This is a genomic window from Microbacterium sp. 70-16 (assembly GCF_001898315.1).
Classification (GTDB): Bacteria; Actinomycetota; Actinomycetes; order Actinomycetales; family Microbacteriaceae; genus Microbacterium.
Map to the genome: position 1 here is coordinate 197,079 of NZ_MKTQ01000009.1, position 23,793 is coordinate 220,871.

General features: G+C 70.0%; 22 protein-coding genes and 1 tRNA gene. 12 read left to right on the forward strand and 11 right to left on the reverse strand.

The features are described from left to right. Positions 1-12: 12 nt before the first annotated feature. Positions 13-1,014 (reverse strand): LacI family DNA-binding transcriptional regulator, encoded by a 1,002-nt coding sequence (locus BGO46_RS02490; RefSeq protein ID WP_292675993.1) that lies wholly within the window; start codon positions 1,012-1,014, stop codon positions 13-15. A 168-nt stretch (positions 1,015-1,182) separates the two neighbouring features. On the opposite strand from BGO46_RS02490, the gene BGO46_RS02495 reads away from it, so the two are divergent. The 4 genes from BGO46_RS02495 to BGO46_RS02510 are packed head-to-tail and all read left to right on the forward strand — an operon-like array spanning position 1,183 to position 6,378. Continuing rightward, positions 1,183-2,442, forward strand: a complete 1,260-nt coding sequence (locus BGO46_RS02495) for an extracellular solute-binding protein (protein WP_292675991.1) — start codon at positions 1,183-1,185, stop codon at positions 2,440-2,442. Between the two features lie 5 nt (positions 2,443-2,447). Beyond that, a complete protein-coding gene (locus BGO46_RS02500) occupies positions 2,448-3,578 on the forward strand; it encodes a sugar ABC transporter permease (protein WP_292675988.1) in 1,131 nt (376 codons plus the stop codon). After that, complete coding sequence (locus BGO46_RS02505) at positions 3,575-4,474, forward strand: carbohydrate ABC transporter permease (protein ID WP_292675985.1); 900 nt, start codon at positions 3,575-3,577, stop codon at positions 4,472-4,474. The genes BGO46_RS02500 and BGO46_RS02505 overlap by 4 nt, the downstream gene beginning before the upstream one ends. Further along, on the forward strand, positions 4,471-6,378 hold the full coding sequence (locus BGO46_RS02510; RefSeq protein ID WP_292675983.1) for a glycogen debranching N-terminal domain-containing protein: 1,908 nt from the start codon (positions 4,471-4,473) through the stop codon (positions 6,376-6,378). Before BGO46_RS02505 ends, BGO46_RS02510 begins: the two co-directional genes overlap by 4 nt. Positions 6,379-6,387: 9 nt before the next feature. On the opposite strand, the gene BGO46_RS02515 is transcribed toward BGO46_RS02510, so the two are convergent. Continuing rightward, on the reverse strand, positions 6,388-6,867 hold the full coding sequence (locus tag BGO46_RS02515; RefSeq protein ID WP_292675980.1) for a YbaK/EbsC family protein: 480 nt from the start codon (positions 6,865-6,867) through the stop codon (positions 6,388-6,390). A gap of 71 nt (positions 6,868-6,938) precedes the next feature. On the opposite strand from BGO46_RS02515, the gene BGO46_RS02520 reads away from it, so the two are divergent. The 3 genes from BGO46_RS02520 (at position 6,939) to BGO46_RS02530 (ending at position 11,095) form a co-directional block, all read left to right on the forward strand. Then, positions 6,939-8,186, forward strand: coding sequence for an N-acetyltransferase (locus BGO46_RS02520; RefSeq protein ID WP_292675977.1), 1,248 nt, complete (start codon positions 6,939-6,941; stop codon positions 8,184-8,186). 99 nt (positions 8,187-8,285) lie between these two features. Further along, entirely contained in the window at positions 8,286-9,380 is a 1,095-nt protein-coding gene (locus tag BGO46_RS02525; protein ID WP_292675974.1) for a Glu/Leu/Phe/Val dehydrogenase family protein, read from the forward strand. A 119-nt stretch (positions 9,381-9,499) separates the two neighbouring features. Continuing rightward, positions 9,500-11,095 carry an AMP-binding protein gene (locus tag BGO46_RS02530; protein ID WP_292675972.1) on the forward strand — a complete coding sequence of 532 codons (1,596 nt, stop codon included), beginning with the start codon at positions 9,500-9,502 and terminating at the stop codon, positions 11,093-11,095. A 132-nt stretch (positions 11,096-11,227) separates the two neighbouring features. Here the strand turns inward: BGO46_RS02530 and BGO46_RS02535 are convergent, their stop codons facing one another. The 5 genes from BGO46_RS02535 to galU form a co-directional block, all read right to left on the reverse strand. After that, positions 11,228-11,788 (reverse strand): dihydrofolate reductase family protein, encoded by a 561-nt coding sequence (locus tag BGO46_RS02535; protein WP_292675970.1) that lies wholly within the window; start codon positions 11,786-11,788, stop codon positions 11,228-11,230. 97 nt (positions 11,789-11,885) lie between these two features. Beyond that, positions 11,886-11,961, reverse strand: a tRNA-Ala gene (locus BGO46_RS02540). A 48-nt stretch (positions 11,962-12,009) separates the two neighbouring features. Beyond that, positions 12,010-12,939, reverse strand: coding sequence for a large exoprotein (locus tag BGO46_RS02545; RefSeq protein ID WP_292675967.1), 930 nt, complete (start codon positions 12,937-12,939; stop codon positions 12,010-12,012). Between the two features lie 78 nt (positions 12,940-13,017). Then, on the reverse strand, positions 13,018-13,647 hold the full coding sequence (locus BGO46_RS02550; protein ID WP_292675964.1) for a GNAT family protein: 630 nt from the start codon (positions 13,645-13,647) through the stop codon (positions 13,018-13,020). A 24-nt stretch (positions 13,648-13,671) separates the two neighbouring features. Beyond that, positions 13,672-14,550, reverse strand: coding sequence for a UTP--glucose-1-phosphate uridylyltransferase GalU (gene galU, locus BGO46_RS02555; RefSeq protein ID WP_292675961.1), 879 nt, complete (start codon positions 14,548-14,550; stop codon positions 13,672-13,674). Positions 14,551-14,624: 74 nt separating this feature from the next. Here galU and BGO46_RS02560 point away from each other — a divergent pair, with 74 nt between their 5' ends. From BGO46_RS02560 to mscL, 3 genes are read left to right on the forward strand one after another with little or no spacing between them, the layout of a single operon-like run. Beyond that, the gene (locus BGO46_RS02560) at positions 14,625-15,221 is read left to right on the forward strand and encodes a 5-formyltetrahydrofolate cyclo-ligase (RefSeq protein WP_292675958.1); all 597 of its coding nucleotides are present in this window, start codon (positions 14,625-14,627) and stop codon (positions 15,219-15,221) included. Positions 15,222-15,260: 39 nt separating this feature from the next. Next, positions 15,261-15,527 carry an FmdB family zinc ribbon protein gene (locus BGO46_RS02565; RefSeq protein ID WP_292675955.1) on the forward strand — a complete coding sequence of 89 codons (267 nt, stop codon included), beginning with the start codon at positions 15,261-15,263 and terminating at the stop codon, positions 15,525-15,527. A 39-nt stretch (positions 15,528-15,566) separates the two neighbouring features. Continuing rightward, positions 15,567-15,995, forward strand: a complete 429-nt coding sequence (gene mscL, locus BGO46_RS02570) for a large conductance mechanosensitive channel protein MscL (protein ID WP_292675951.1) — start codon at positions 15,567-15,569, stop codon at positions 15,993-15,995. A 2-nt stretch (positions 15,996-15,997) separates the two neighbouring features. Here the strand turns inward: mscL and BGO46_RS02575 are convergent, their stop codons facing one another. Together BGO46_RS02575 and BGO46_RS02580 are read right to left on the reverse strand one after the other, a co-directional pair. Continuing rightward, positions 15,998-16,201 carry a hypothetical protein gene (locus tag BGO46_RS02575; protein ID WP_292675948.1) on the reverse strand — a complete coding sequence of 68 codons (204 nt, stop codon included), beginning with the start codon at positions 16,199-16,201 and terminating at the stop codon, positions 15,998-16,000. Continuing rightward, entirely contained in the window at positions 16,191-19,874 is a 3,684-nt protein-coding gene (locus BGO46_RS02580; RefSeq protein ID WP_292676031.1) for an AAA family ATPase, read from the reverse strand. Before BGO46_RS02580 ends, BGO46_RS02575 begins: the two co-directional genes overlap by 11 nt. Before the next feature lie 183 nt (positions 19,875-20,057). Between BGO46_RS02580 and BGO46_RS02585 the strand changes: the two genes are divergently transcribed. Beyond that, positions 20,058-20,672, forward strand: a complete 615-nt coding sequence (locus BGO46_RS02585) for a methylated-DNA--[protein]-cysteine S-methyltransferase (protein WP_292675946.1) — start codon at positions 20,058-20,060, stop codon at positions 20,670-20,672. A gap of 122 nt (positions 20,673-20,794) precedes the next feature. Here BGO46_RS02585 and BGO46_RS02590 read toward each other — a convergent pair whose 3' ends face one another. Next, complete coding sequence (locus BGO46_RS02590; RefSeq protein ID WP_292675943.1) at positions 20,795-22,426, reverse strand: sodium/solute symporter; 1,632 nt, start codon at positions 22,424-22,426, stop codon at positions 20,795-20,797. Continuing rightward, positions 22,423-22,773, reverse strand: coding sequence for a DUF485 domain-containing protein (locus BGO46_RS02595; RefSeq protein ID WP_292675941.1), 351 nt, complete (start codon positions 22,771-22,773; stop codon positions 22,423-22,425). Before BGO46_RS02595 ends, BGO46_RS02590 begins: the two co-directional genes overlap by 4 nt. Before the next feature lie 126 nt (positions 22,774-22,899). On the opposite strand from BGO46_RS02595, the gene BGO46_RS02600 reads away from it, so the two are divergent. Then, positions 22,900-23,754 carry a LuxR C-terminal-related transcriptional regulator gene (locus BGO46_RS02600; protein WP_292675938.1) on the forward strand — a complete coding sequence of 285 codons (855 nt, stop codon included), beginning with the start codon at positions 22,900-22,902 and terminating at the stop codon, positions 23,752-23,754. Positions 23,755-23,793: the final 39 nt, after the last annotated feature.

Genomic DNA, 23,793 nt, shown 5'->3' on the forward strand with positions numbered 1-23,793 from the left:
CGCACACCCCGCTCAGCGCACGACGAGTCGGGGCTCGACCAGCACGTGCGCCTCGTGCGGGGCGATCTCGCGCAGGGTGACGTCGCGCCCGCCGGCGAGCAGCAGGTCGAGCGCGCCGCGCGCGACCTGTTCGGGCAGCTGCTCGATGCTCGAGAGCCCGAGGGCCTCAGCCGCGGGCGTGTTGTCGAACCCGGTGATCAGCAGGCCCGGTCGGCCCGAGGTCACCGCCGCGAGGTGCGCGCCGACGGCTAGCGAGTCACTCACGCACACGAGCGCGTCGAACGCCTCGCTTGACAGCGCCTGCTCGGCGACCTCTCGCGCCGTGGCGACGTTCTCGGGGCTCGTCAGCCGCACGGGCTCCACCCCCGCGGGCAGACTCTCGCGCCACCCGCGCTCGCGGTCGTCGCCCGTGCCCGACCCCGCCGGCCACCCGAGGAACGCGACGCGGGGCCCCGCCGTCGCGATCGCGTGCCGGGTCGCCTGTGCCGTCCCGGCCGCGCCGTCGACATCGACCCACAGGTGCGCGGGCGCGCCGACGTCGTCGTCACCCCAGGGGCGGCCGAACGCGACGAACGGCACGCTGTGCTCGATCAGCCACTGTGCCCGCGGGTCGCCGTGGAAGGTGCCCGTGATGACGACGGCGTCGATGTCGCCGCCGTCACGCAGATCGGCCATCCGCCGGATCTCCTCCTCGGGCGACCGGGCGGCGTACAGCATGACCCGCAGTCCGCGCTCGCCCGCGTGCTCGGTGAGGGCGTGCACGAAACGGTCGAGGACGACGCCCGAGATACCCCCGGCGTACGGATCGAGATGGATGCCGAGGGTCGAGCTGCGCCGCGTGCGCAGCCTGCGCGCCGACGCGTGCGGTGCGTAGCCGAGCCGGCCGATCGCCTCTTTGACCCGCTCGCGCGTCTCCTCGCGGACGACGCCCGGGGCGTTCAGCACGTTGCTCACCGTCTGCCGCGAGACACCTGCCGCGCGGGCGACGTCCTCGATGGTCGCGGGTCTGTTCATGCTGTCCCTCGGTATTGACGACGGGTCCTTCTCGCCCTATCGTGTCAAGCATCCCACAATTTGAACGATCAAAATACGCGAACTGCACCGGATTTGATCGATCAAAGCCAGGACACTCACCCCATGGGCACCACAAGAGAGGTGCCGCACCGTTTCGAAGGAGATGCGATGAAGCGACACACAGCACGGACGCTGCTCGCCTCGGGAGGACTCGCGGTCGTCGCCGCGCTCACCCTCTCGGGCTGCGGGCAGGGGTTCGATGACACAGGATCCAGCGCGGCACCGAGCGCCGGCGAACTGACCAGCTCGGACGATGCGCTCACGATCATGATCGGCTCGAGCGGCGACGCCGAGACGAAGGCCGTGCAAGACGCCGTCGCCGCCTGGTCGGCGGACTCCGGCGTCTCGGCTGAGGTGGTCCCCGCGACCGACCTCGCCCAGCAGCTCTCGCAGGGCTTCGCTGCCGGCTCCCCGCCCGACCTGTTCTACCTCGGCTCTGACCAGCTCGCCGGATTCGCCGAGAACGGGTCGCTGCAGGCCTACGGCGACCTGCTCGCCAACAAGGACGACTTCTACCCGTCGCTCGTCGACAACTTCACGTACAACGGCTCGTTCTACTGCGCGCCGAAGGACTTCTCGACGCTCCAGCTCGTGATCAACGAGAACCTCTGGACGGCGGCAGGGCTGACGGATGCCGACGTTCCGACGACGTGGGACCAGCTGGCCGACGTCGCGGCGAAGCTCACGAGCGGATCGACGACGGGCCTCGTGTTCGGCGGTGAGTATGCCCGCATCGGCGCGTTCATGGCGCAGGTCGGCGGCCGACTCGTGTCGGCGGACGGCACGACCGCCGAGGCGAACAGCGACGCGAACGTCGAGGCGCTCGCTTACGTGCAGCAGCACCTGCAGGACGGCAGCTTCGCGTACGCCGCCGATGTGGGCGCAGGCTGGGGCGGCGAGGCGTTCGGCAAGCAGCTGGGCGCCATGACGATCGAGGGCAACTGGATCACCGGCGCACTCGGCGACTACCCCGACGTCAAGGCCAAGGTCGTCGAGCTGCCGGCAGGCCCGGCGGGCCAGGGCACGCTGCAGTTCACGAACTGCTGGGGCATGGCCGCCGACAGCCCGAACCAGAAGGCCGCGCTCGACCTCGTCGAGTACCTCACGAGCGCCGACCAGCAGCTCGCCTTCTCGAAGGCGTTCGGGCCGATGCCCTCCGTACAGTCCGCCGCCGACCAGTGGAAGAGCGACAACCCCGACCTCGTCGCGTTCCTCACCGGCGCCGACTACGCCCAGGGCGTCCCGACGAACAAGGGCGCAGCCGATGTCATCACCGACTTCAACGCCCAGCTTGAGTCGCTGAAGACCGGAGACCCGAAGACGATCCTCGACTCGGTGCAGTCGAACCTCGAGGCCGTCGTCGGCTGACAATCATGACCACGTCCGTCACCCCGGCCCAGGCCGCGCCACGGTCGTCCTCTCCCCGACGGGCCCGCTCCGGCGGGACCCGTCGGGGAGAGGGGACCGCCGGCTGGCTGTTCGTGTCGCCGGTCATCCTCATTCTGGGCATCTTCCTGTTCGTGCCCGTGCTCATGGCGCTGTGGGTCAGCTTCTCGGACTGGTCGGGCCGCGGCAGCCCCCTCTCCCCCTCCGTCGGCTTCGTCGGTCTCGACAACTACGCCGCCGTCACGACCGCTGGTGGCCTGCCGACGCGCGACTTCGGCATCGCCCTCCGCAACAACGCCTGGTACGTGCTGCTGGTCGTGCCGCTGCAGACGGCCATCGCCCTGATGCTCGCGGTCTTCGTGAGTCGCCGGATGCTCCGCGGCCGCGGCTTCTTCCGCACGGCGTTCTACTTCCCTTCGGTGACGAGCTCGGTCGCAATCACCGTGCTGTGGCTGTTCCTGTTCTCGTTCGCGGGGCCCGTCAACGCGATCATCCAGTGGTTCGGCGGCACCGGCCCGAACTGGCTCAATGACCCGCGCGGCATCGTCCACGTCGCCCTCGGCAACGTCGGACTAGCCACCGGGCCCGATTGGCTGACCAGCAACCGGTTCCTCGGCATCTCGTGGTGGGAGTGGACTGCCGGCCCCTCGATCGCGATGTTCGCGCTCATCCTGATGGCCGTCTTCACGACGAGCGGCACCTTCATGCTGCTGTTCATCGCGGCGCTGCAGAACGTCGGCTATGAGCTGACCGAGGCGGCCATGATGGACGGTGCGAACGCGTGGCAGCGGTTCTGGCGCATCACGCTGCCGCAACTGCGGCCGACCCTGTTCACGGTCATCACGCTCGGACTGATCGGATGCTGGCAGGTATTCGACCAGATCTACACCGGCACGCAGGGCGGGCCCGCGAAGACGACTGTGACGCCCGCGTACCTGTCGTACACGGCGGCGTTCCAGAACCAGAACTGGGGCATCGGCGCGGCGATCGCGTTCATGCTGTTCCTCATCATCATCGTGTTCACGATCTTCCAGCGCTGGGTGCTGCGCGACCGGCCTGTCTCCAAGCGCCGCATCCGCGCGTACCAGCCCCGCTCTGCGAAGGAGGCCGTCCGATGAGCGTCACCACCGACGCCGCGGTCGAGGTCCGCTCCCCCGCCGCGACCCCACAAAGGCACCGGCTCAGCCCCCGCGATCGGCTCAACCAGACGGCGCTATACGTACTGCTCGCCGCCCTCGCGCTCATCTACATCTACCCGTTCCTGGTGCAGGTGGCGACGTCGTTCAAGACCGAGCAGGAAGCGGCATCCGACCCCATCTCCCTCATTCCGCAGACGTTCACCTTCGCGGCCTACGAGCGGCTGTTCCTGCACAGCGACTTCCCGCTGTGGTTCGCGAACTCGGCGATCGTGACGATCTGCGTGACCCTAGGCCGCGTGTTCTTCGTGTCTCTCGCCGGCTATGCGCTCGCGCGACTGCGGTTCCGCGGTCGCAGCGTGGTGTTCGCCCTCGTCGTGGGCGTCATGGCCGTGCCGGCGGTGGTCCTGCTGATCCCGAAGTTCCTCGTGCTGCGCCAGCTCGGTCTGTACGACTCGTACGCCGGCATGATCTTGCCGTTGCTGGTGGATGCCGCGGGGGTCTTCATCATGAAGAACTTCTTCGAGTCGATCCCGGCCTCGGTCGAAGAGCAGGCCCGCATCGACGGCGCGGGCACCTTCCGGGTGTTCTGGTCGGTCGTGCTGCCGATGGCGCGGCCCGCCCTCATCACGATCGTGATCCTGTCGTTCCAGGGGTCGTGGAACGAGCTGAGCCACTTCATCGTCTCGACGCAGTCGCCGGGGCTCACGACGCTCACGAAGGGCGTCGCGTCGCTCGCCTCAGGCCAGCTCAGTCAGGGCACCCAGTATCCGCTGAAACTCGCCGCGGCGGCGATCATGACGATTCCCGTCGCCGTGCTCTTCTTCATCTTCCAGCGGCGAATCATGAACACCAGCGAAGGAGCCGTGAAGGGATGACCGCGGGACTGCAGCCATTTCTCGATGACCGCACGATCGTGCTCGACGCGCCGACCCAGGCGTGGTCGGGGCGCGGCGGCGACATAGGCGACGCCCCGATCGACGGCGTCTACCACGGCGACACCCGATTCATCGGGGCGCTTGAGCTGACCTATGCGGCGGCCGACGGCGCCTTCGTGCGGCCCGAGTGGGTGCGCACGACCGCGGCGACCGCGTCGCGCGTGCGCTTCGACGGACTGCTGCGCGGCGTCGACGATGCGTGGCCCGATCCGAAGGTGCGGCTCGTGCGCGAGCGCGAGGTGCGCCACGGACGGATGACCGAGACGCTGACCGTGCGCTCGCACCTGGCTTCCGCCGTGACGGTGCGGCTGCAGCTGCGCGTGGATGCGCAGTTCGCGCCGCTGCAGGAGGTCAAGGCGGGCGCCGCCGCCGGCGACCCGGGCGCGCGCACCCCGCTGCCGGACGGCGTCGCGATCGCGGCGGGCGCCCTGCGGCTCGAGCTCTCGGCATCCGGTGCGCAGGTCGGCAGCGACTCCGACGCGGTCGTGCTCGACTGGACCCTCGAGGTGCCCGCGTTCGGCACCGCGACGGCGACGTGGCACGCCGAGATGACGGATGCCGCGATCGTCGTCCGCGGCGTGACCGCACCCGCGCCCTGGCATACGCCGGGTCCCGTGCCGGGTGCGGATCCGCGCCTGGGCCGGTGGCTCGACCGCGCGTTGGGTGACCTCGCGGCGCTCCGCCTCGCTCTGCCCGACGCACCGGAAGATGTCTTCTTCGCGGCGGGTGCGCCGTGGTTCTTCACGCTGTTCGGTCGCGATTCGCTGTGGGCGGCGCGGCTCATCCTGCCGCTGGATGCCTCTGTCGCGGCATCCACCCTGCGCGTCCTCGCGCGCCTGCAAGGCACCGCGCACGACCCGCAGACGGCAGAGGATCCCGGCAAGATCATGCACGAGCTGCGCGCCGGGACCCTGTCGATGCCGGGCGAGGGGATCGTGCTGCCGCCGCTGTACTACGGCACCGTCGACGCGACGCCGCTGTGGGTGTGCCTGCTCGCCGATGTCGCCGACATCGCCGACGCGATGGCGCCCGGCGAGGTCGAGGCGCTGCTGCCGAACCTTGAGGCGGCGCTCGGGTGGATCCGGGCATCCGCCGGCGACGACGGGTTCCTCGACTACATCGACGAGACGGGCCACGGCCTGTCGAACCAGGGGTGGAAAGATTCGGGCGACTCGATCCAGTGGCGCGACGGGTCGCTCGCGCAAGGGCCGATCGCGCTGTGCGAAGTGCAGGGGTACGCGTACGAGGCCGCGCTCGGCGGTGCCGGGTTGCTGGAGCGCTTCGGGCGGGGCGGCGCCGACGAGCTGCGGGCGTGGGCGGCGGCGCTCAAGCGGCGCTTCGCCGAGCGGTTCTGGGTCGAGACGCCGGAGGGCCGCTACCCCGCGATTGCGCTCGATCGTGACGGCCGGGCGGTCGACACACTGACCTCGAACATCGGGCACCTGCTCGGCACGGGCATCCTCGATCCCGCCGAGGAGGAGGCCGTGTCGGCCCTGCTGGTGGGGCGGAGCATGTCGTCGGGCTTCGGCGTGCGGACCCTCTCAAGTGGCGCGGCAGGCTACTGGCCGCTGAGCTACCACGGCGGAAGCGTGTGGACGCACGACACCGCGATCATCGCGCGCGGTATGCAGCGTGCGGGTCGGGGTGCCGACGCGCGCGCCGTCGTCGCGGGCATGCTCGCCGCAGCCGCGGCCTTCGAATACCGCGTGCCCGAGCTGCACGCGGGTGACGCGGCCGACGAGGTGCCGGCACCGGCCCCCTACCCTGCGGCGTGCCGCCCGCAGGCGTGGTCGGCCGCCGCGGCCGTCACCGCGTGGGACGTGCTGCGGGGCAGCGCCGCCTGACGCGCTGCGTCAGTCGACCTTGGCGACGGTCCCGCCGGTGAGCGCAACCAACTCGTCGTAGGTCAGCGGGAAGACCGTGCGCGGCGTGCCACCCGCAGCCCAGATCTCGTTGAACGCGGCGAGCGCCTCGTCGACCACGGTCGGCAGCGGCGCCGGATGCCCCGTCGGGGCGACGCCGCCGATGGCTTGGCCGGTCACCTCGCGTACCTGCTCGGGCGTCGCGCGCACGATGCTCGAGCGTCCCAGGCGTGCGGCGAGCGCCGCCGTGTCGACGCGGTGCGCACCGCTGGTCATCACCAGCAGCGGCCCGCCATCCGACCAGAAGACGAGCGAGTTCGCGATCGCGCCGACCTCGACGCCGAGCGCCGCCGCGGCCAGAGCGGCCGTCGACGCGGCATCCGGCAGGACGACGATCTCGCCCGCGATGCCCGCCGCACGCAGCGCGTCGTGGACGAGTCGGCTCCGCGGCGACAGGTGCTCGCTTGTCATTCCTGCACTCTAGGGCGGCGAAACGGCGCGGCACGAGTTCCCGCGCCCTTGTCGGACGATACGGTCCAATCATGACTTCGACCGACACCACCGGACTTCGGCTGCGAAAGGCGACTGCGGCCGACGCACCCGCGATTCACGCGATCGACCAGGCGTGCTTCCCACCCGGGCGTGACGATGTCGAGCCCGCACATCCCGACGAGATCGAGAACGCGCTCGCCACCGATCAGATCACCGTGGCATCGCTCGATGGGAAGATCATCGGCTTCCTGCAAACGGAGGTGCTTGGCGAAGAACACATCTACCTCGGCGCGTTGGCTGTGCACCCGGACTTCCAACGAACAGGAGTCGGAGCGCGCCTGATCGCGCGCTTCACCGACTTCGTCGCACAGAAGCGGCCGCGCCCGTCGGCGACGACGGTCACCAGCCCGCAGAACGTCGCGATGATCGACCTCCTCACGCGAAGCGGCTTCGTGGGCACCCGAGGAGTCGCGAACTACTTCGGCCCGCACAAGGATCGCGTGTACTTCCAGCTGAAGAGTCGTCGGCAGGTCGCCGACCCCGACGACCGCGTCCTCGTTCCCGTCGGGGCCGTCGACCACGTGTTCGACCTTCTGACGGCCGATGGTGCGGCGATCACACGCGTGGTCAAGAGCGTCCAGGGCACGTTCTACGAAGTGTCGACGTTCGAGGTCGAAGACCGACCCGGCCTCCGCGCCGACGAGACAGCAGTCAGCACCGGTGAAGCCGGTGCTGTGCTCGCGGCACTCACTTTTCTGCTCGGTCTCTCGTTCACGACACCCGACTACTCCGAATCTCTGCGCACGTTCATCCTCGTCGCAACGATCCTCACGCTCGGCGCCACGCAGGTGTATGCGAACGCCTCGGGTTCCCTCGCCCGGCTCCAGGACGATCAGTTCGGCGCCCACATGAAGTGGGGGAATCTGCTGCTCGAGTTCGGTGGCGTGTACCCGCTCGTGCTCGTGCTGCCCGCCGTGTTCGCGAACGCCTCAAGCAATGAGGCCCTGTCCCTGGGCACATCGATCGCCGTCGCTCTGCTCATCCTGGTGTACGAAGCGTCGCCGTTCTCGATCAGCGGCCGCTACTCGCGCGGCCCCGCGTTCTGGACTCTCGTCGTCATCACGGCGGCACTTCCCGTGCTTGCCCTACCGCTGCAGATGTCGACCGGACGTGACACCGCATGGATCCTCATCACGGGAGCAGTCCTGGTCGCCCGGCTCCTGTGGTTGCTCCCTGCGAAGCAACAGGAGCTCGGTGTGCGGCTGCGACCGATGTGGCGGAGGCGTTCCCGCCGCTGACCCCGCCGCGCAACCCCCAGTGCCACAATGGGGGCAGGATGCCGCAACGCCGCGGCATCCGCTGAGCACAGCCCACAAGGCCCGCTGAAAGAGGTTGCGATGACGCACACCCTGCCGCTGCCCGATTTCACCCACGAACGCGTGGAGGTGATGACCGGCCCGCGCAGCGGCCTCATCATCACCGTCGCTCTCCACTCGTCCGTGCTCGGTTCCGCCCTCGGCGGGGCCCGGCTGTGGACGTACCCGCACTGGAGCGACGCCATGGGCGACGCCCTGCGGCTGTCGGCCGCGATGACCCTCAAGAACGCCGCGGCGGGCCTCGATGCCGGAGGCGGCAAGGCCGTCATCGCCCTGCCGCAGGCCGCCCCCGACACCACCCCGACACCACTCGACGCCGAGCGCCGTCGCGCGGCGTTCCTCGACCTGGGCGATGCCGTCGAGCGCTTCGACGGGCTGTACCGCACGGCCGAGGACGTCGGCTCGACGACGGAAGACATGCTCACCGTCAGCGAGCGCACGAGTCATGTCGTCGGGCTCCCCGACACGGTGGGCGGCTCGGGCGAACCCGCCGGGCCAACGAGCCTCGGGGTCTACGAGTCGCTGCGCGCGACCCTCGAGCGCGTGACGGGCTCCCCCGACGTCGCGGGGCGTCGCATCACGATCTCGGGTCTGGGCCAGGTGGGCAACCGCCTCGCCGTGCGGCTGTCGGCCGAGCACGCGACGCTGACCGTGACCGATGTGAACCCCGCCAAGCGCGCGCTTGCCGCCGATCTCGGCGCACGCTGGGTCGAACCCGGCACCGAACATCTCGTGCCGGCAGACGTCTTCGTGCCTGCCGGAATCGGCGGGCTCCTCGACGACGAGGTCATCGACGCGCTCGCGGCCGCGGCCGTCTGCGGCCCGGCCAACAACCCGCTCGCCGACCGCTCCGGCGCGGAACGGCTTGCCGCGCGCGGCATCTTGTACGCTCCCGACTTCGTCGTCAACGCGGGCGGCGTCATCTACCTCGACCTCGAGGCGAAGGGCCTCGGCACGCGCGCCGAGATCATGGAACGCGTCGCCGCGATCGGCGACACCGTGCGCACCCTGTTCGACGTCGCCGCCGCGCGCAGCATCACACCGTTGGATGCCGCGGAGCAGCAGGTCGCCGAACGCCTGCGCGCCGCGCAAGCGGCGGCATCCGTCAACGCATAGCGCCAGACCGCACACAGGATACCCGGTTCCGTAGATGGTGGAACCGGGTTCACCCAGATGGCAAGATGGTGCGCACCCGGCAGCGCCGCCGGAACCGCCGCCGTCGAAGGAGACTGCCCGTGTTCACCAGCCCGTTCCCCGACATCGAGATCCCCGCCACGAGCATCTACGACGACCTGTTCGGTGATCTCACTGCCGAGGATGCCGGCCGCGTCGCGCTGATCGACCCGGCGACGGGGGCCGAGACGACGTACGGCGCGCTGAAGGCGCAGGTCGACGCGTTCGCGGGCGCGCTCGCGGCGCGCGGCGTCGGGCTTGACACGGTGCTGGGCCTGCTGTGCCCCAACGTCCCCGCGTTCGCCACCGTGTTCCATGGCATCCTGCGTGCGGGCGCGACGGTCACGACGATCAACTCGCTCTACACGCCGGGCGAGATCCAGAAGCAGCTGACGGATGCCGGGGCGACGTGGCTCATCACGGTGAGCCCGCTGCTGCCGCAGGCGAAGGCCGCCGCCGAGGCCGTCGGCATCGCCGACGACCACCTGATCGTCCTCGACGGCGCAGAAGGCCACCCGAACCTGCGCGGGCTGCTGACCGAGGGCAGCCCCGCCCCCGACGTGACGTTCGACCCCGCGACGCACGTCGCCGTGCTCCCCTACTCGTCGGGTACGACGGGCATCCCCAAGGGCGTCATGCTCAGTCACCGCAACCTCGTCGCGAACGTCGCACAGTGCCGCGTCAACATCGACCTGCGCTCGAGTGACCGCGTGCTCGCCGTGCTCCCGTTCTTCCACATCTACGGCATGACGGTGCTGCTGAACCTCGCGCTCAAGCAGCGCGCGAGCCTCGTCACGATGCCGAAGTTCGACCTCGTGCAGTTCCTCGAGAACATCCAGAACTTCCGCTGCACGTACCTGTACATCGCGCCGCCGATCGCCGTCGCGCTCGCGAAGCATCCGATCGTCGACCAGTACGACATCTCGACCGTGCATACCGTGTTCTCAGGCGCCGCGCCGCTCGACGGCGAGACGGCGGAGCTGGCCGGTCGGCGCCTGAACACCCGCATGATGCAGGGGTACGGCATGAGCGAGCTGAGCCCCGTCTCCCACGCGATGCCGTTCCAGCGCGACGACATCCCGGTCTCGTCGGTCGGCGTCATGCTGCCCAACACCCTCAACAAGCTCATCGACACCGAGACGGGTGAAGAGATCACCGAGCTCGGCGAGGACGGCCAGACCCGCCCCGGTGAGCTGTGGGTCAAGGGCCCGAACGTCATGCTCGGCTACCTCGGCAAGCCCGAGGCGACGGCCGAGACGCTCGATGACGACGGATTCCTGCACACGGGCGACATCGCGATCTATCACGAGGGCGGCTACTTCTCGATCGTCGAGCGCGTCAAAGAGCTCATCAAGTACCACGGCTACCAGATCGCTCCGGCAGAGCTCGAGGCCCTGCTGCTCAGTCACCCGAAGGTGATGGATGCCGCGGTCATCGGCGTCCTCGACGATGAGAAGGAGGAGATCCCGAAGGCGTTCATCGTCGCCCGGCCGGACTCCGGCCTCACCGAGGACGAGGTGAAGGATTTCGTCACCGCGAACGTCGCGCCGTACAAGAAGGTGCGCCGCGTGGAGTTCGTCGAGGCGATCCCGAAGTCGACATCGGGCAAGATCCTCCGCAAGGACCTGCGCGCCCGCGAAGCCGCCGCGCGCGTGTAGCCGAGGCCGCCTGCGCGCCCGCGAAGCCGCCGCGCACGTGTAGCCGATGCCGCCGCGCGCGTGGCGACACGTTCATCGGCCCGGCCATCGGTGTCGGGGGGATGCCACGGGGCGGCACAGCGGGCCGGGCTGCTACGCCCCGGGCCGATACCGCAGCGCCGTCGCGCCGGAGGCGAAGTCCCGTCGGTCGATCAGTTCGAGGTGGATGCGGTCGCGCAGGCCGGCGAGGAGCGTCGGACCGCGCCCGGCGATCACCGGGTGCACGAGGAGCTCGTATTCGTCGATGAGGCCGAGCTCGGCAAGCACGAGCGGCAGTCGCACGCCGCCGACGGCGATGAGCCCGCCCGGCTCGTCCTTGAGGCGCCGCACGGCGGGCTCGAGGTCCCCCTGCACCAGCTCGGCGTTCCAGTCGACCGTGCGCAGCGTGCTGGAGACGACATGCTTCGGCGCCTGGTCGATCGCCTCAGCGAACGGCACTTCCCAGGTCTCCATCCAGTCGGGCCAGATTCCGGATGCCGGCCTCCGCCAGGCATCCTGCATCATCTCGTAAGTGACGCGGCCGTAGAGCAGGGCATCGGCCTGCCGCATGCCGTCGGTCCAGAAGTCCATGAACTCCTCGTCGGGCGTGAACCCGGCGTCGTGGTGGACACACCCGTCGAGCGTGACGTTGATCGAGTAGCGCAGAGTCCGCATGTTCTCCTCGGCGCTCACTGTACTCGGAGATGCCGGCGCCGCCCGAGCAAGACGGGCCTGAGACAAGAAAAGCCCCCGCGATGCGGGGGCTCTTCTGTGGTGGACCTAAGGAGATTCGAACTCCTGACCTCCTCGATGCGAACGAGGCGCGCTACCAACTGCGCCATAGGCCCGTGAACCTCAATAGGCTATCACGCGTTGCGCGGGGTCGACGACGCGGGTCACTGCCCGCTGGCGCGACGCTCGAGCAGCTGCCGCACGTGCGCTTCGATTGCCTCGTCGCCCGCGGCAGGGCCCCCGGCGAACTCCGCCTCGCGACGGGCAGCACGCGCGGCGATGGTCGGCGGGCGCAACTGTTCGGCGCGCGTGCGCATCGCCTCTTCGACGGCGGCGCGGCGCAGAGCCTCGCGGGCTTCGACCTCGTCCAGCACGCTCGCGGCGCGCGAACCGGCCGACGCGGTGAGGGGTCGGGGCAGCTCGCGCGGTGTCCACACGGTGCGGTCGGATGCCAGGGCCACATCCTGCAACGCTCCCGCGACGCCCGGTGCGCGCACGACCTGCGGCGCCGCAACGCGCACCACCGAACGGCGCTGCACGGCGGACATCCGCTGCAGCAGCGCGAAGCAGCCGATCGTAACGGCGACGGCGCTCCACAGCAGCAGCTGAGATCCGGTCGCGGCAAGCACGAATCCGCCCCCGACAGCGAGGCCCGCAGCGACAGCGGCAATGACGGTCGTGGTCAGGCGCGCACGACGACGCGCGTTCGCACGGCGCAGTTCCGGCCGCGCCTTCTCGGCGCGCGACTGCGCGGCCGCCCGCTCGCGAGCCGCAGCGGCATCCGCCTTGGCCTGCAGCGTCGTGACGGCAAGCTCCGCGCGAGCACGATCGAGCTCGGCCTGCTCGCGCTCAGACTGCGCCTGGCGCGCGAGGCGCTGCTGTGCGAGCGCCGTGCGGGCGTTGAGCTCGAGGCGGACCTCTTGCGGGGTCTCGCTGGTCTCGGCGAGCACGCGCAGGGCCTGGTTCAGACGCACCGCGTTGCGCTCGGCGGCATAGAACTGGTGTCGGCCGTGCCACGACGGCAGAAGGTACGCGAGCCACAGCACCACCGCCACGAGGACGATGACACCACCGCCGAGAACCTGCCCACCCATGGCGTCAACGGTAAGGCCGAGACAGCGTAGGGCGTGGCATCCCGCCCGCGTGTCTGACCTTCGAGTGAAAGGTGAAGGTCAGCGTCCCAGCCGGTCGGCGGCCGGTACCGTGGCGGCGTCCGCCGGCGCGCGTCCGCTCACCCAACGCTGCAGCACCCCTTCGGGCACCTCTTCACGGACGAGCGCGAACGCATAGTGATCGCGCCAGTCGCCTGCGATGTGGATGAACCGGCGCCGCAGCCCCTCGTAGCGGAAGCCGAGCTTCTCGACGACCCGCAGGCTCGCCCGGTTCTCGGGACGGATGCAGATCTCCATGCGGTGCAGCCCCATGTCGCGGAAGCACAGGTCGGTGGCCAGCGCGACGCTCGTCGGCGTGATGCCGTGCCCCGCGAAACGCTCGCTCACCCAGTAACCGATCGTCGCCGACGACAGCGAGCCGCGCGAGACGCCCCACACGTTCAGCTGCCCCGCGATCTCGCCCTCGTACTCCATGACAAGCGGGATGCCACCGCCATCGCGGTACTGCTGCAGCAGGCGCCGCACGCCCTGCCGCATGTCGAACGATACCGGGCCGTCGGGGCTCGTCGCCTCCCACGGGCGCAACCATCCGCGGTTGCTGAGCAACTCCGACTGCAGGACGCGCGCGTCGCGCTGCTTGACGAGGCGGATCGCGACGCTGCCGTACTGCCGCGGTACCGTCAGGTCCACCGGATCTCCCTCACGCGGCGTGCGTCACAGCTGCGACGCGAAGTCCTTCAGCCACGGGCGCAGTTCGGGCCCGAGGTCGTCACGGTCGGATGCCAGCTGCACGATGGCCTTGATGTAGTCGACCCTATCGCCGGTGTCGTACCGGCGGCCGCGGAACACGACGCCCAGAACGCCCTCGGTGACCGCGAGCTCCTGCAGGGCATCCGTCAGCTGGATCTCCCCGCCCTTGCCAGGCTCGGTGCGCTCGAGGATGTCGAACACGCCCGGGTTGAGGACGTACCGGCCGATGACGGCGAAGTTCGACGGCGCGTCCTCCTTCTTCGGCTTCTCGACGAGGCCCGTGACACGCACCACGTCGGGGTCGTCGGTCGCCTCGACGGCGGCGGCGCCGTACATGTGGATGTGCTCGGGGTCGACCTCCATCAGCGCGATGACGGTCAGGCCTGACTTCTGGTTCTCGTCGATCATCTTCGTCAGCAGCGTGTCGCGCACATCGATGAGGTCATCACCCAGCAGCACCGCGAACGTGCTGTCGCCCACGTGGTTGCGCGAGCGCAGCACGGCGTGCCCGAGGCCCTTGGGCTCGCCCTGGCGCACGAAGTGGATGTCGGCGAGCTCGGTCGGCGCCTTCACACGGCGCAGCTTCTCGTGGTCGCCCTTGTTCGCGAGGTTCGACTCGAGCTCGGGCACCGAGTCGAAATGATTGGAGATGTTGTTCTTGTTGCGACCCAGGATGATCAAGATGTCGTCGATCCCGGAGGCGACGGCCTCTTCGACGACGTACTGGATGGCCGGCTTGTCGACGACCGGCAGCATCTCCTTCGGCATCGCCTTCGTGGCCGGCAGGAACCGCGTTCCGAGTCCGGCGGCAGGGATGACGGCTTTGATGCGCTTCTCAGTCATGCGAATACCATAGCGCCCGCATACGACGTGACCCCCAGCGGCTCTGCAACATGCGCGCCGCCTACAATCGGAGAATGGCCGACGTGATCGACGACGCGAAGCGCGCACTGCGCGCCGACCTGCGCGAGCGTCGACAGCAGCGCTCCGAAGCAGCACGCGACGCCGCCGAAGCCGGTGTGAAGACCCAATTGGATGCCCTGGTCGCCAGCCTCGGCGCCCGGTCGGTGTCGTGCTTCCTGTCGACGCCCACTGAGCCTGGAACGCACGCGTTCATCACGGCTGCCGTGGCACGTGGCATCCGTGTTCTGCTGCCCATCACGCGCGCCGACGGCCTGCTCGACTGGGCCATCGCCGACCCCGACGGCGACATCGCCGACGGCCTGTTCGGCATGCCCGAGCCGGTCGGTGAGGTGCTCAGCCCCCTGGCCGTCAACGACGTCGACCTGCTGATCATCCCGGCGGCCGCCGTCGATCGCACCGGCATGCGCCTGGGCTGGGGACGCGGCTACTTCGACAAGACGATCGGCTCGATGCAGAACTGCCCGCCGGTGTACGCCGTCGTCTTCGACTCCGAACTGCTCGACGAAGTGCCCCGTGACGTGCACGATCAACCCGTCACCGGCATCGTCACCCCGACCCAGACCGTCGTGTTCGCACCCTCGCGGCGCTGACACGGCCACCGACCCCGCCCACGCCATCCGAGGATCCCCATGCCCACCTACGCCTACGCCTGCACGCAGTGCGGCCACCGCTTCGACGCCGTCCAGTCCTTCAGCGACGCCGCCCTGACCGAATGCCCCGAGTGCGGCGGCGCGCTGCGCAAGCAGTACGGCTCGGTGGGCGTCACCTTCAACGGCTCGGGCTTCTACCGCACTGACTCTCGCGCGACACCCGGGAAAAATGCTGGCGCCGGCACGGGATCTTCGACATCATCGAAATCTGAGGCGAAGGCCTCACCCGCGCCGTCGGGTTCATGACCGGCCAGCGGACCGCGCTGTAAGTCAGAAGGAGACTCCATGGCAGAGAAGAAGGGCCTCGTTGAGGGGTTCAAGGAGTTCATTGCAGGAGGCAACGTCATCGAGTTGGCGGTTGCCGTCGTCATCGGCGCGGCATTCGCCGCGATCGTCAACGCCGCCGTTGAGACGATCATCAACCCGCTCATCGGCGCATTCGTACCGTCGGGCGACCTCTCGAGCTGGACGATCCCGATCCCGGGTCTGTTCGACACCGCCGAACTCGGCATCGGTGCGCTGATCTCGGCCGTGATCAACTTCCTCGCGATCGCGCTCGTGGTGTACCTGTTCATCGTGCGCCCGTACAACACCTTCAAGGAGCGTGCGGCGGCGAAGGCCGGCGTCGCCGAGGAAGAGGCAGCTCCCCTGCCGACCGAGCAGGAGTTGCTCATCCAGATCCGCGATCTGCTCGAGAAGCAGAAGTCGGCGTAGCGCTAGTAGTGCGGCGGAACGTCCCGCCGCATGCGCTCATCGTTCGGACCGGATGCCCCCGCCTCTACGGCGGGGGCATCCGTCGTCTCGGCAGGAAGTTCCGGATCGGGATCGGTGCCGGGCGCCGGCGTCAGCTTCGCGCGACGCGCACCACGGACCCGCACGACGTGCTGACGAGCGTCAGCGTCGCCCGGGTCACCGGACATCGAGCGGCTCGGTCTGCTCGTGCGAGGTCGGCGTCTCGGGCGGCACGCCGAGGATGACGGCGATGCGCTCGGCGACTCCTGCCGGGTCGCTGTACAGATCGAACGCGTGCACGCGCACGTAGTGCCACCCCAGGCGGCGCAAGACCTGCGGACGCAGGCGCAGGGTTTCGCGCAGCGTGTCGCCGGCGGCATCCGAGTCGCTCTCGGCCACGATCGCCTTGCCCTGGTATTGCGCGACCAGCGGCAGCTGGCCGCGGTAGTCGACGTCGACCGACACGCCGCGGGCGCGCAGGTGGCGCGCGAGGTTCAGCGTGAGCGGGTCGGCGAGGTCTTCGAGTCGGGCCTCGCGGCTGCGCGCGGCGATGCCGCCGAGGATCGACATGAGGTTCGCGGCGCCCGTCGTCAGGCGGCCCTCGTCGAACGCCGACGGGCGGATCGACGAGACGATGACCATCGACCGGCGGGCGCGCGTCATGCCGACGGTGAGCAGGCGTTCGCCGTCTTCACCGGACAGGTCGCCGAAGTCGCTCAGCACGCGGCCGTGCTTGGTGAGTCCGAATCCGAGCGAGAAGATGACGCGGTCGCGGCTCTCGGCGACCGACTCCTCCAGGCCCAGCACGGCGAATGGCTCGGCTGTGTCGCGTCCGACGAAGTCGGCGACGTCGGTGCGCCCCGAGAAGGCGGCGGCGACGGCGGCACGCACCCGCTCGGCGTGCCGAGTGGATGCCGTGACGACCATCAGCGTCTCGGTGGGGCGGTTGACGGCGTGCTCGACGACGAGCGTCACGACGCGCGACACCTCGGCATCCGGGCTCTCCACCGCGCCTGTGACGGGGTCGGGTGTGCCGTGGCCGCCTTCGACGTAGTCGACGCTGAGGCTGCCGCGGCCGAGGTAGGACCCCGCCCAGGGCAGCGTCGAGAGCCGGCCACCGTAGAAGGCCGAGTTGACGAGCTCGGCGAGGTCTTCGCCGCCCGCCCGGTAGCTGTGGGTGAGCGTCTCGCTCGGAATGACCTCGGCGAGACGCTCGAACACGCTCACGTCGTCGAAGTCGACATCGGTCTCATCGTCGGGCTGCGCGTCACCCGCTCCGACGCGGAACGGCGTCGGCTTCTGCGTCACGGGGTCGCCGAACACGACGACCTGGCGCGCACGGCGCAGGGCGGGCGCCGCCTCGGCGAGGCACAGCGCCGCGGCATCCGCGATCACGACGACATCGAACGGCGAATCGGCGGGGATCGTGGGCACCTCGTACGGCGAGGCGAGCCATACGGGGGCGAGGGTGCGCACGAGCGCCGGCGCGGCGCCGATGAGCTCGGTCGGCGTCGTCGCCCCCGACCGCAGCGCGTGCTTGAGGGCGGATGCCTCGTGCGCTTCGTCGACGACGGCGATCTTCCACTTCGTCGCGAGCTCGGCGGCCAGCAGCGGGCCGGCCGACCCGGCGTGGGCCTCGTCGACCAGACGGAAGTCACGCTCCAGCCGGTCGACGATCGAGGTGTTGGCGCCCAGCAGCGCGCGATCGGTGCGCAGCATCGCCTCGAGGGCGGACTGCCACCAGGCGAACTCGAACTCGGCTGCGACCTGGTCTTCCGGCACGTGCCGCACCGACAGCTCGGTGAGCAGGGTGTCCAGCCCCATCTCGGCGAGCTGACCGCGCAGCGTCGCGCGCTCGACGAGGTTGTCGAAGACCTCGGATTCGGCCGCGAGCCCCGCGAGCGTGCGCAGCAGCAGCGGGATCGGCAGCGATGACAGCGGCCGTGTGCGGCCGAGGGCCGTGTCGAGCGCCGTGAGGTCGGCGCCCACGCGCTGCCAGGCGGCGGCGACGTCGTCCAGCCCGATCGGCACCTCGGGCATGACGCCGGGCTCGACGAGCGCCTGCCACTGCGTGCGCTGGGCCTGCACGCGCACGAGCGCTTCGTGCATGTCGGTCACGTGCATGCCGGGGCGCACGTATTCGCGCGAGAGGTGCTTGAGGCGACGACGCTGCGCTCCCGACATCTCCGGGGCGTCGCGGCGGGCCGCGTGCGCGTCGATGAGTTCGCCGAGCGGGCGTTCGAACACCGTCAGGCTGAACTTGTCGAGCGACGCGCGGATGCCCTGCAGCAGCTGGATCGCCGTGCCGAGCTCAGCGACCGTCGTGAACGGCCGCATGCGCGTCTGCGCGATCAGTGCGTAGCCGCGCTCGAGGATGCCCGGCACGTCGGTGCGGTGCAGGCGCCCCGCGAGCGCGTGCGCGTCGCGGGCCTGCGCGGTCGTGTCGAACGCGACGGCGTACCAGGGCGAGTCATCCGGCCCGAAGCGGAACTCGCCCAGTCGGGCCGCCGTCGAGAGGGCCTGGGCGGCCTCGGCGCGGCGCGTGCCGAGCGACTGCAGCGTGCGCATGTCGAAGCGCGTCTGCGCGGCGGGCTGCGGCGTCTGCCCCGTGATCGTGGTGAGCGTACGCAGCGCCTCGAGCGGCGAGATGCCGAGCTGGGCGTGGCGGCCGGTGAGCGCTTCGCGATAGTCGCGCAGCACCGTGCGCAGCCGCACGAGGGCATCGTCGACGTCGGCGACCTTGGGCTGCTCGGCTTTCTCGTTGCGGCCGATCGCGCGGATGAGGTCGCGGTGCAGCTGCGTCGGCGAGACGGCGAGCGCGGGCAGTCCGATGCCGCCGAGGCGGTGGCGGACACCCTCGAGCGTCGAGCGGCGCGCGCTGACGACGAGCACGCGCTTGCCGGCGCGGACGAGTTCGCCGACCGCGTTGATGACGGTCTGCGTGCCACCCGTGCCCGGCAGAGTCTGCACCGTCAGCGACTGCCCCGCGAGGATCCGCGCGAGCACGGCCTCCTGCTCGGCATCGGCATCCAGCAACAGGCGATCGGATGCCGGCGGGCGTTCGTCGGCGCCGATGAGTGTCGGCAGCGGGTGGACGATCCCCAGCTCTTCGCGGTCGGCGGCGTGGCCGGCGAGCGCGTTGAGCACGGGGTGGTCGAGGTCGGCCGAGTCGCGCGTCATGTGCGACGCGACGTCGGCGAACGTCGAGACGACGAGGCGCGGCAGCACCGTGAACGTGTCGATGTGGGCCGTCAGCGCGCGCAGATGGTCGATGACCGGCTGCGGCTTGAAGACGCCGTCGTCGTAGGCGAGCGCGGCAAGCGCCCGACCGTCCAGCGCGATGCCGAAATGGGTGCGCGCAGCTTCGACGAGTTCGGGGTTGATCGTGAACGACCCGTGCAGCTTGAGGTCGAAGTCGAGGTGGTGGCGGCGGATTGCAAGCGGCCGCAGCAGCACGGGTGCCGCGTACGACACGCCGCCGATGCGCCACGCGGCGATCGCGACGGCCAGATGCACCGTGTCGAGGCCTCGCGCGGTGCGCAGTTCGACGTCCTTCGCCGCGATCCGCTCGGCGGCGAGGCGCGCGGTGCGCAGCGCGACTTCGTCGCGGAAGAGGTTCGACAGCAGCGTCGAGCGGCCCGTGATGAACTGCGGCAGGCTGCCCGGGTGGGCCTTCGTGATGTCGATGCCCGCGTCACCGGCATCCGTGTAATGCAGCAGCGTCGAGCGGCCGCCCAGCTGCGCAGCCTCTTCGCGCAGACGCGCCCGCTCGGACTGCGCGATGTGCGCCACGACGACTCCCGGTTCGGCCAGATCGAGGTCCGCAGGGGTCACCGAGATCTCGTGCTCGGCGTCGCTCACGCCTCGCACAGCGCCACCGTCTCCTCGCCACACACACGACACCCTAGGCGCCCGTTGCCGCCGCGGGCCGTCACGGCGGCGGGTTTCGCATCTTTTCCTCCACAATCGACCGATTCGGCAGACTGTGCACAGATCCGCCGTCTGCGCCGCCGCGCCGCCACACGGGGCGCCATCATGGGACGCATGACCACCTCCGCACACGCCCCGGCCGCCTTCGCGGTGCACCCGACTCCGCTGGGCGAGGTCCTCGTCGTCGTGACCGACGAGGGCCTGGCCGGGCTGCATGTGCTCGAGGTGCGCCTCGGCGCGGTCGATGCGGCGGTGGCTGCCGCGTCGGCCGCGCTGCGCGCGGTGCTCGAACCGGATGCCACGGCGACAGCCTCCGTGACCACGCAGCTCGACGAGTACTTCGACGGCGCGCGCCGCGACTTCGACCTGCCGCTTGACCTGCGCGGCACGGACGGGTTCGTCCGCCGCGCGCTCGACGCGATCTGCGGGATCCCCTACGGTGAGACCGCGTCATACGGCGAGGTCGCGATCATGGCGGGCTCGCCCGGAGCGCACCGCGCGGCCGGATCGGCCTGCGCTCGCACGCCGATCTCGATCGTCGTGCCCGCGCACCGGGTCGTCCGCGCCGACGGCTCGCTCGGCGAGTACGGCGGCCACCCGGAGCACAAGCGGTTCCTCCTCGACCTGGAGGCCGGGGTCGCCGGCGCCGCGCCCGCCGCTCGGGTAGCCGTCGCGCAGGTCGCCGCCGCCGCGCAAGCCGGCACCGCGCAGGCATCCGAGGCCGTGTAGGCCGGCCACGGACCCTCGAGCGGCACCGAGACCGCCCGAAGATGCCGAGACCCCGCGGGCAACCGCGGGGTCTCGGTGTGCAGAGCGGGTCTCGCGTCCCCCGGCGCGAGGCCCGCAAGCGGTCAGTGCTCGACGGCCTTCTCCGCTCCGTAGCCGGTGAGCGACCGTACCTCCATCTCGGCGGCCTTGCGCGGGTCTTCCGCCTTGCGCGATGTGACCGAGCCGAGCCAGCCGAGGAAGAACCCGAGCGGGATCGACACGATGCCGGGGTTGTTCAGCGGCCAGATCGCGGTGCCGACGTTCTTGAACACGCTCGTCTCGGTGCCCCAGAACACCGGAGACAGAACGATCAGGATGATCGCCGCAGCGAGACCCCCGTACATGCTCCAGACCGCACCGCGGGTCGTGAACTTGCGCCAGAACAGCGAGTACAGGATCGTCGGCAGATTCGCCGAAGCAGCCACCGCGAAGGCCAGCGCCACCAGGAACGCGACGTTCTGGCCCTGCACGCCGATGCCACCGAGGATCGCGAGGATGCCGATGACGATCACCGTCCGGCGCGCGACCTTGACCTCACCGTCCGGCGGGACGTTGCCCTTCTTCACGACGTTCGCGTAGATGTCGTGCGCGAACGAGGCCGCGGCCGTGATCGTGAGGCCGGCGACGACCGCGAGGATCGTTGCGAAGGCGACCGCCGAGATGAACCCGAGCAGCAGCGGACCGCCGAGCGCCTGCGCAAGCAGGGGCGCGGCCGAGTTGACGCCGCCGGGGGCGGCCTTGATGGTGTCCGAACCGACGAGCGCACCGGCGCCGTAGCCGAGCACGAGGGTCAGCAGGTAGAACAGGCCGATCAGCCAGATCGCCCAGACGACCGACCGGCGCGCCTCCTTCGCCGTGGGCACCGTGTAGAAGCGCATCAGCACGTGCGGCAGACCCGCTGTGCCGAGCACGAGCGCGATCGCGAGGGAGATGAAGTCCCACGGGTTCTTGCCGTACTGCAGGCCGGGTCCGAGGATGGCATCCTTCGGGTCGGTCGTCGACGCGGCGACGGCCGACTCGAGCAGCGTGTTGAAGTTGAAGCCGTTGATCGCGAGCACCCAGATCGTCATGACGATCGCCCCGCCGATCAGCAGGAACGCCTTGACGATCTGCACCCAGGTCGTGCCCTTCATACCGCCGATGAGCACGTAGACGATCATCAGCACGCCCACGACGGCGACGACGATCGACTGTCCGATCTGCTCGTGGATGCCCAGCAGCAGCGACACGAGCCCGCCGGCGCCGGCCATCTGCGCGAGCAGGTAGAAGAAGCAGACGGCGAGGGTCGTGATGGCGGCCGCCATCCGCACCGGGCCCTGCTTGAGACGGAACGACAGCACGTCGGCCATCGTGAACTTGCCGGTGTTGCGCATGAGCTCGGCGACGAGCAGCAGGGCGACGAGCCAGGCGACGAGGAAGCCGATGGAGTAGAGGAACCCGTCGTAGCCGTTGATCGCGATCGCGCCGACGATTCCGAGGAAGGATGCCGCCGACAGGTAATCTCCGGCGATCGCGAAGCCGTTCTGAGGCCCCGTGAACGAGCGGCCGGCGGCGTAGTAGTCCGCCGCCGTCTTGTTGTTGCGGCTCGCGCGGATGACGATGAACAGTGTCACCGCGACGAACGCGCCGAAGATCGAGATGTTGAGAACCGGGTTGTTCTCAGCGGCCGCGGCGGGCGCTGCGGCGACGACGTCCTGAGCATGGCGGAGGATCACAGCGCGGCCTCCTGGCGCTCGAGGTCTTCACGGATCTCCGCGGTGAGCGGATCGAGCCTGCGGTTCGCGTACGAGACGTAGCCCATCGTGATCGCGAAGGTCGTCACGAACTGGCCGAGCCCCAGCAGCAGGCCGATCGTGATGTCGCCCCAGACCTTGGTCGCCATGAACTCGGTCGCGAACGACGAGAGCAGCACGTAGGCGAAGTACCAGACGAGGAAGGCGATGGTCAGCGGCCAGACGAAGCTGCGATGGCGGCGTTTCAGCTCGACGTAGCGCGCGGACTCCTCCTCGGCGACGTAGTCGATGCCGCCCGTCGGGGCGGCGTCGCGGGGTGTGACGGACATGTGGCCTCCTTGCCAGATGCGGGGGTGCGACGGTGCACCACGACCGGTCGACGTCGACGGGCCGCGTGGTATCGTCGACGCTACGAAAACGAGTGACGAAGCTGTCACCCCCGGAAGTAGGTAGCGGTGAAGGCAGTCGGATCCCTCGCGTCCGAGGACGATCTGCTCGCGAACGCGGTCGGCGACCTCGTGACGCGAACCGGACTGCCCGTCGCATTCGGCGGGTTCGAGAGATCGCACGCCGTCGAGGTCACCGCGGTCGTCGGCAATCGCACGCCGCACCTGTCCGGACTCGTGGTCCACGCGTCGCGAGGCCTCGGAGGGCGCGCGCTCGTCGAACGCCGTCCGCGGCTCGCGCTCGACTACCGTTCGTCGCGCAACATCACGCACGATTACGACCGTGCTGTGCTCGGCGAGGGCATCTCGACGCTGTTCGCCGTTCCGGTGATGGTGTCGGGGCGGGCGCGCGGCGTCCTCTACTGCGGGTCGTGGGCGGCGTCGCCGTTCGGCGAGTCGATCGCGCGGACGGCGCTGCGGGTGGCATCCGACCTGGCGACCGAGTTGCGCGTGCGCGAGGAGGTCTCCCGTCGCCTCTCACTCACGGCACCCGCTCCCGCACTGCTGGGTCTCGACGCGCCGGCGCGCGAGCAGCTGCGCGAGAGCTACGCGGAGCTTCGCCGGATCGGCGCGGAGGTCGCCGACGCCGGCATCCGCGCTCGCCTCGCCGAGATCGAGCGGCGCCTCGCGACGCTGTCGAACGACGGAGCGGCGCAGGATCCGCTCGACGTGAAGCTCTCGCCGCGCGAGACCGACGTGCTCGCGTGCGCCGCACTCGGGCACACCAACGCCGAGATCGCCGCGACGCTGAGCCTTCGCGAAGGCACGGTGAAGTCGTATCTGCAGTCGGCGATGGCGAAGCTGGATGCCGGCACCCGCCACGCCGCCGTCGCGAAGGCCCGCCGCGCGGGCCTGCTGCCCTGACGAGGCTGCTGCCGGCTCGTGCTTCGGCTGGTAATCGTG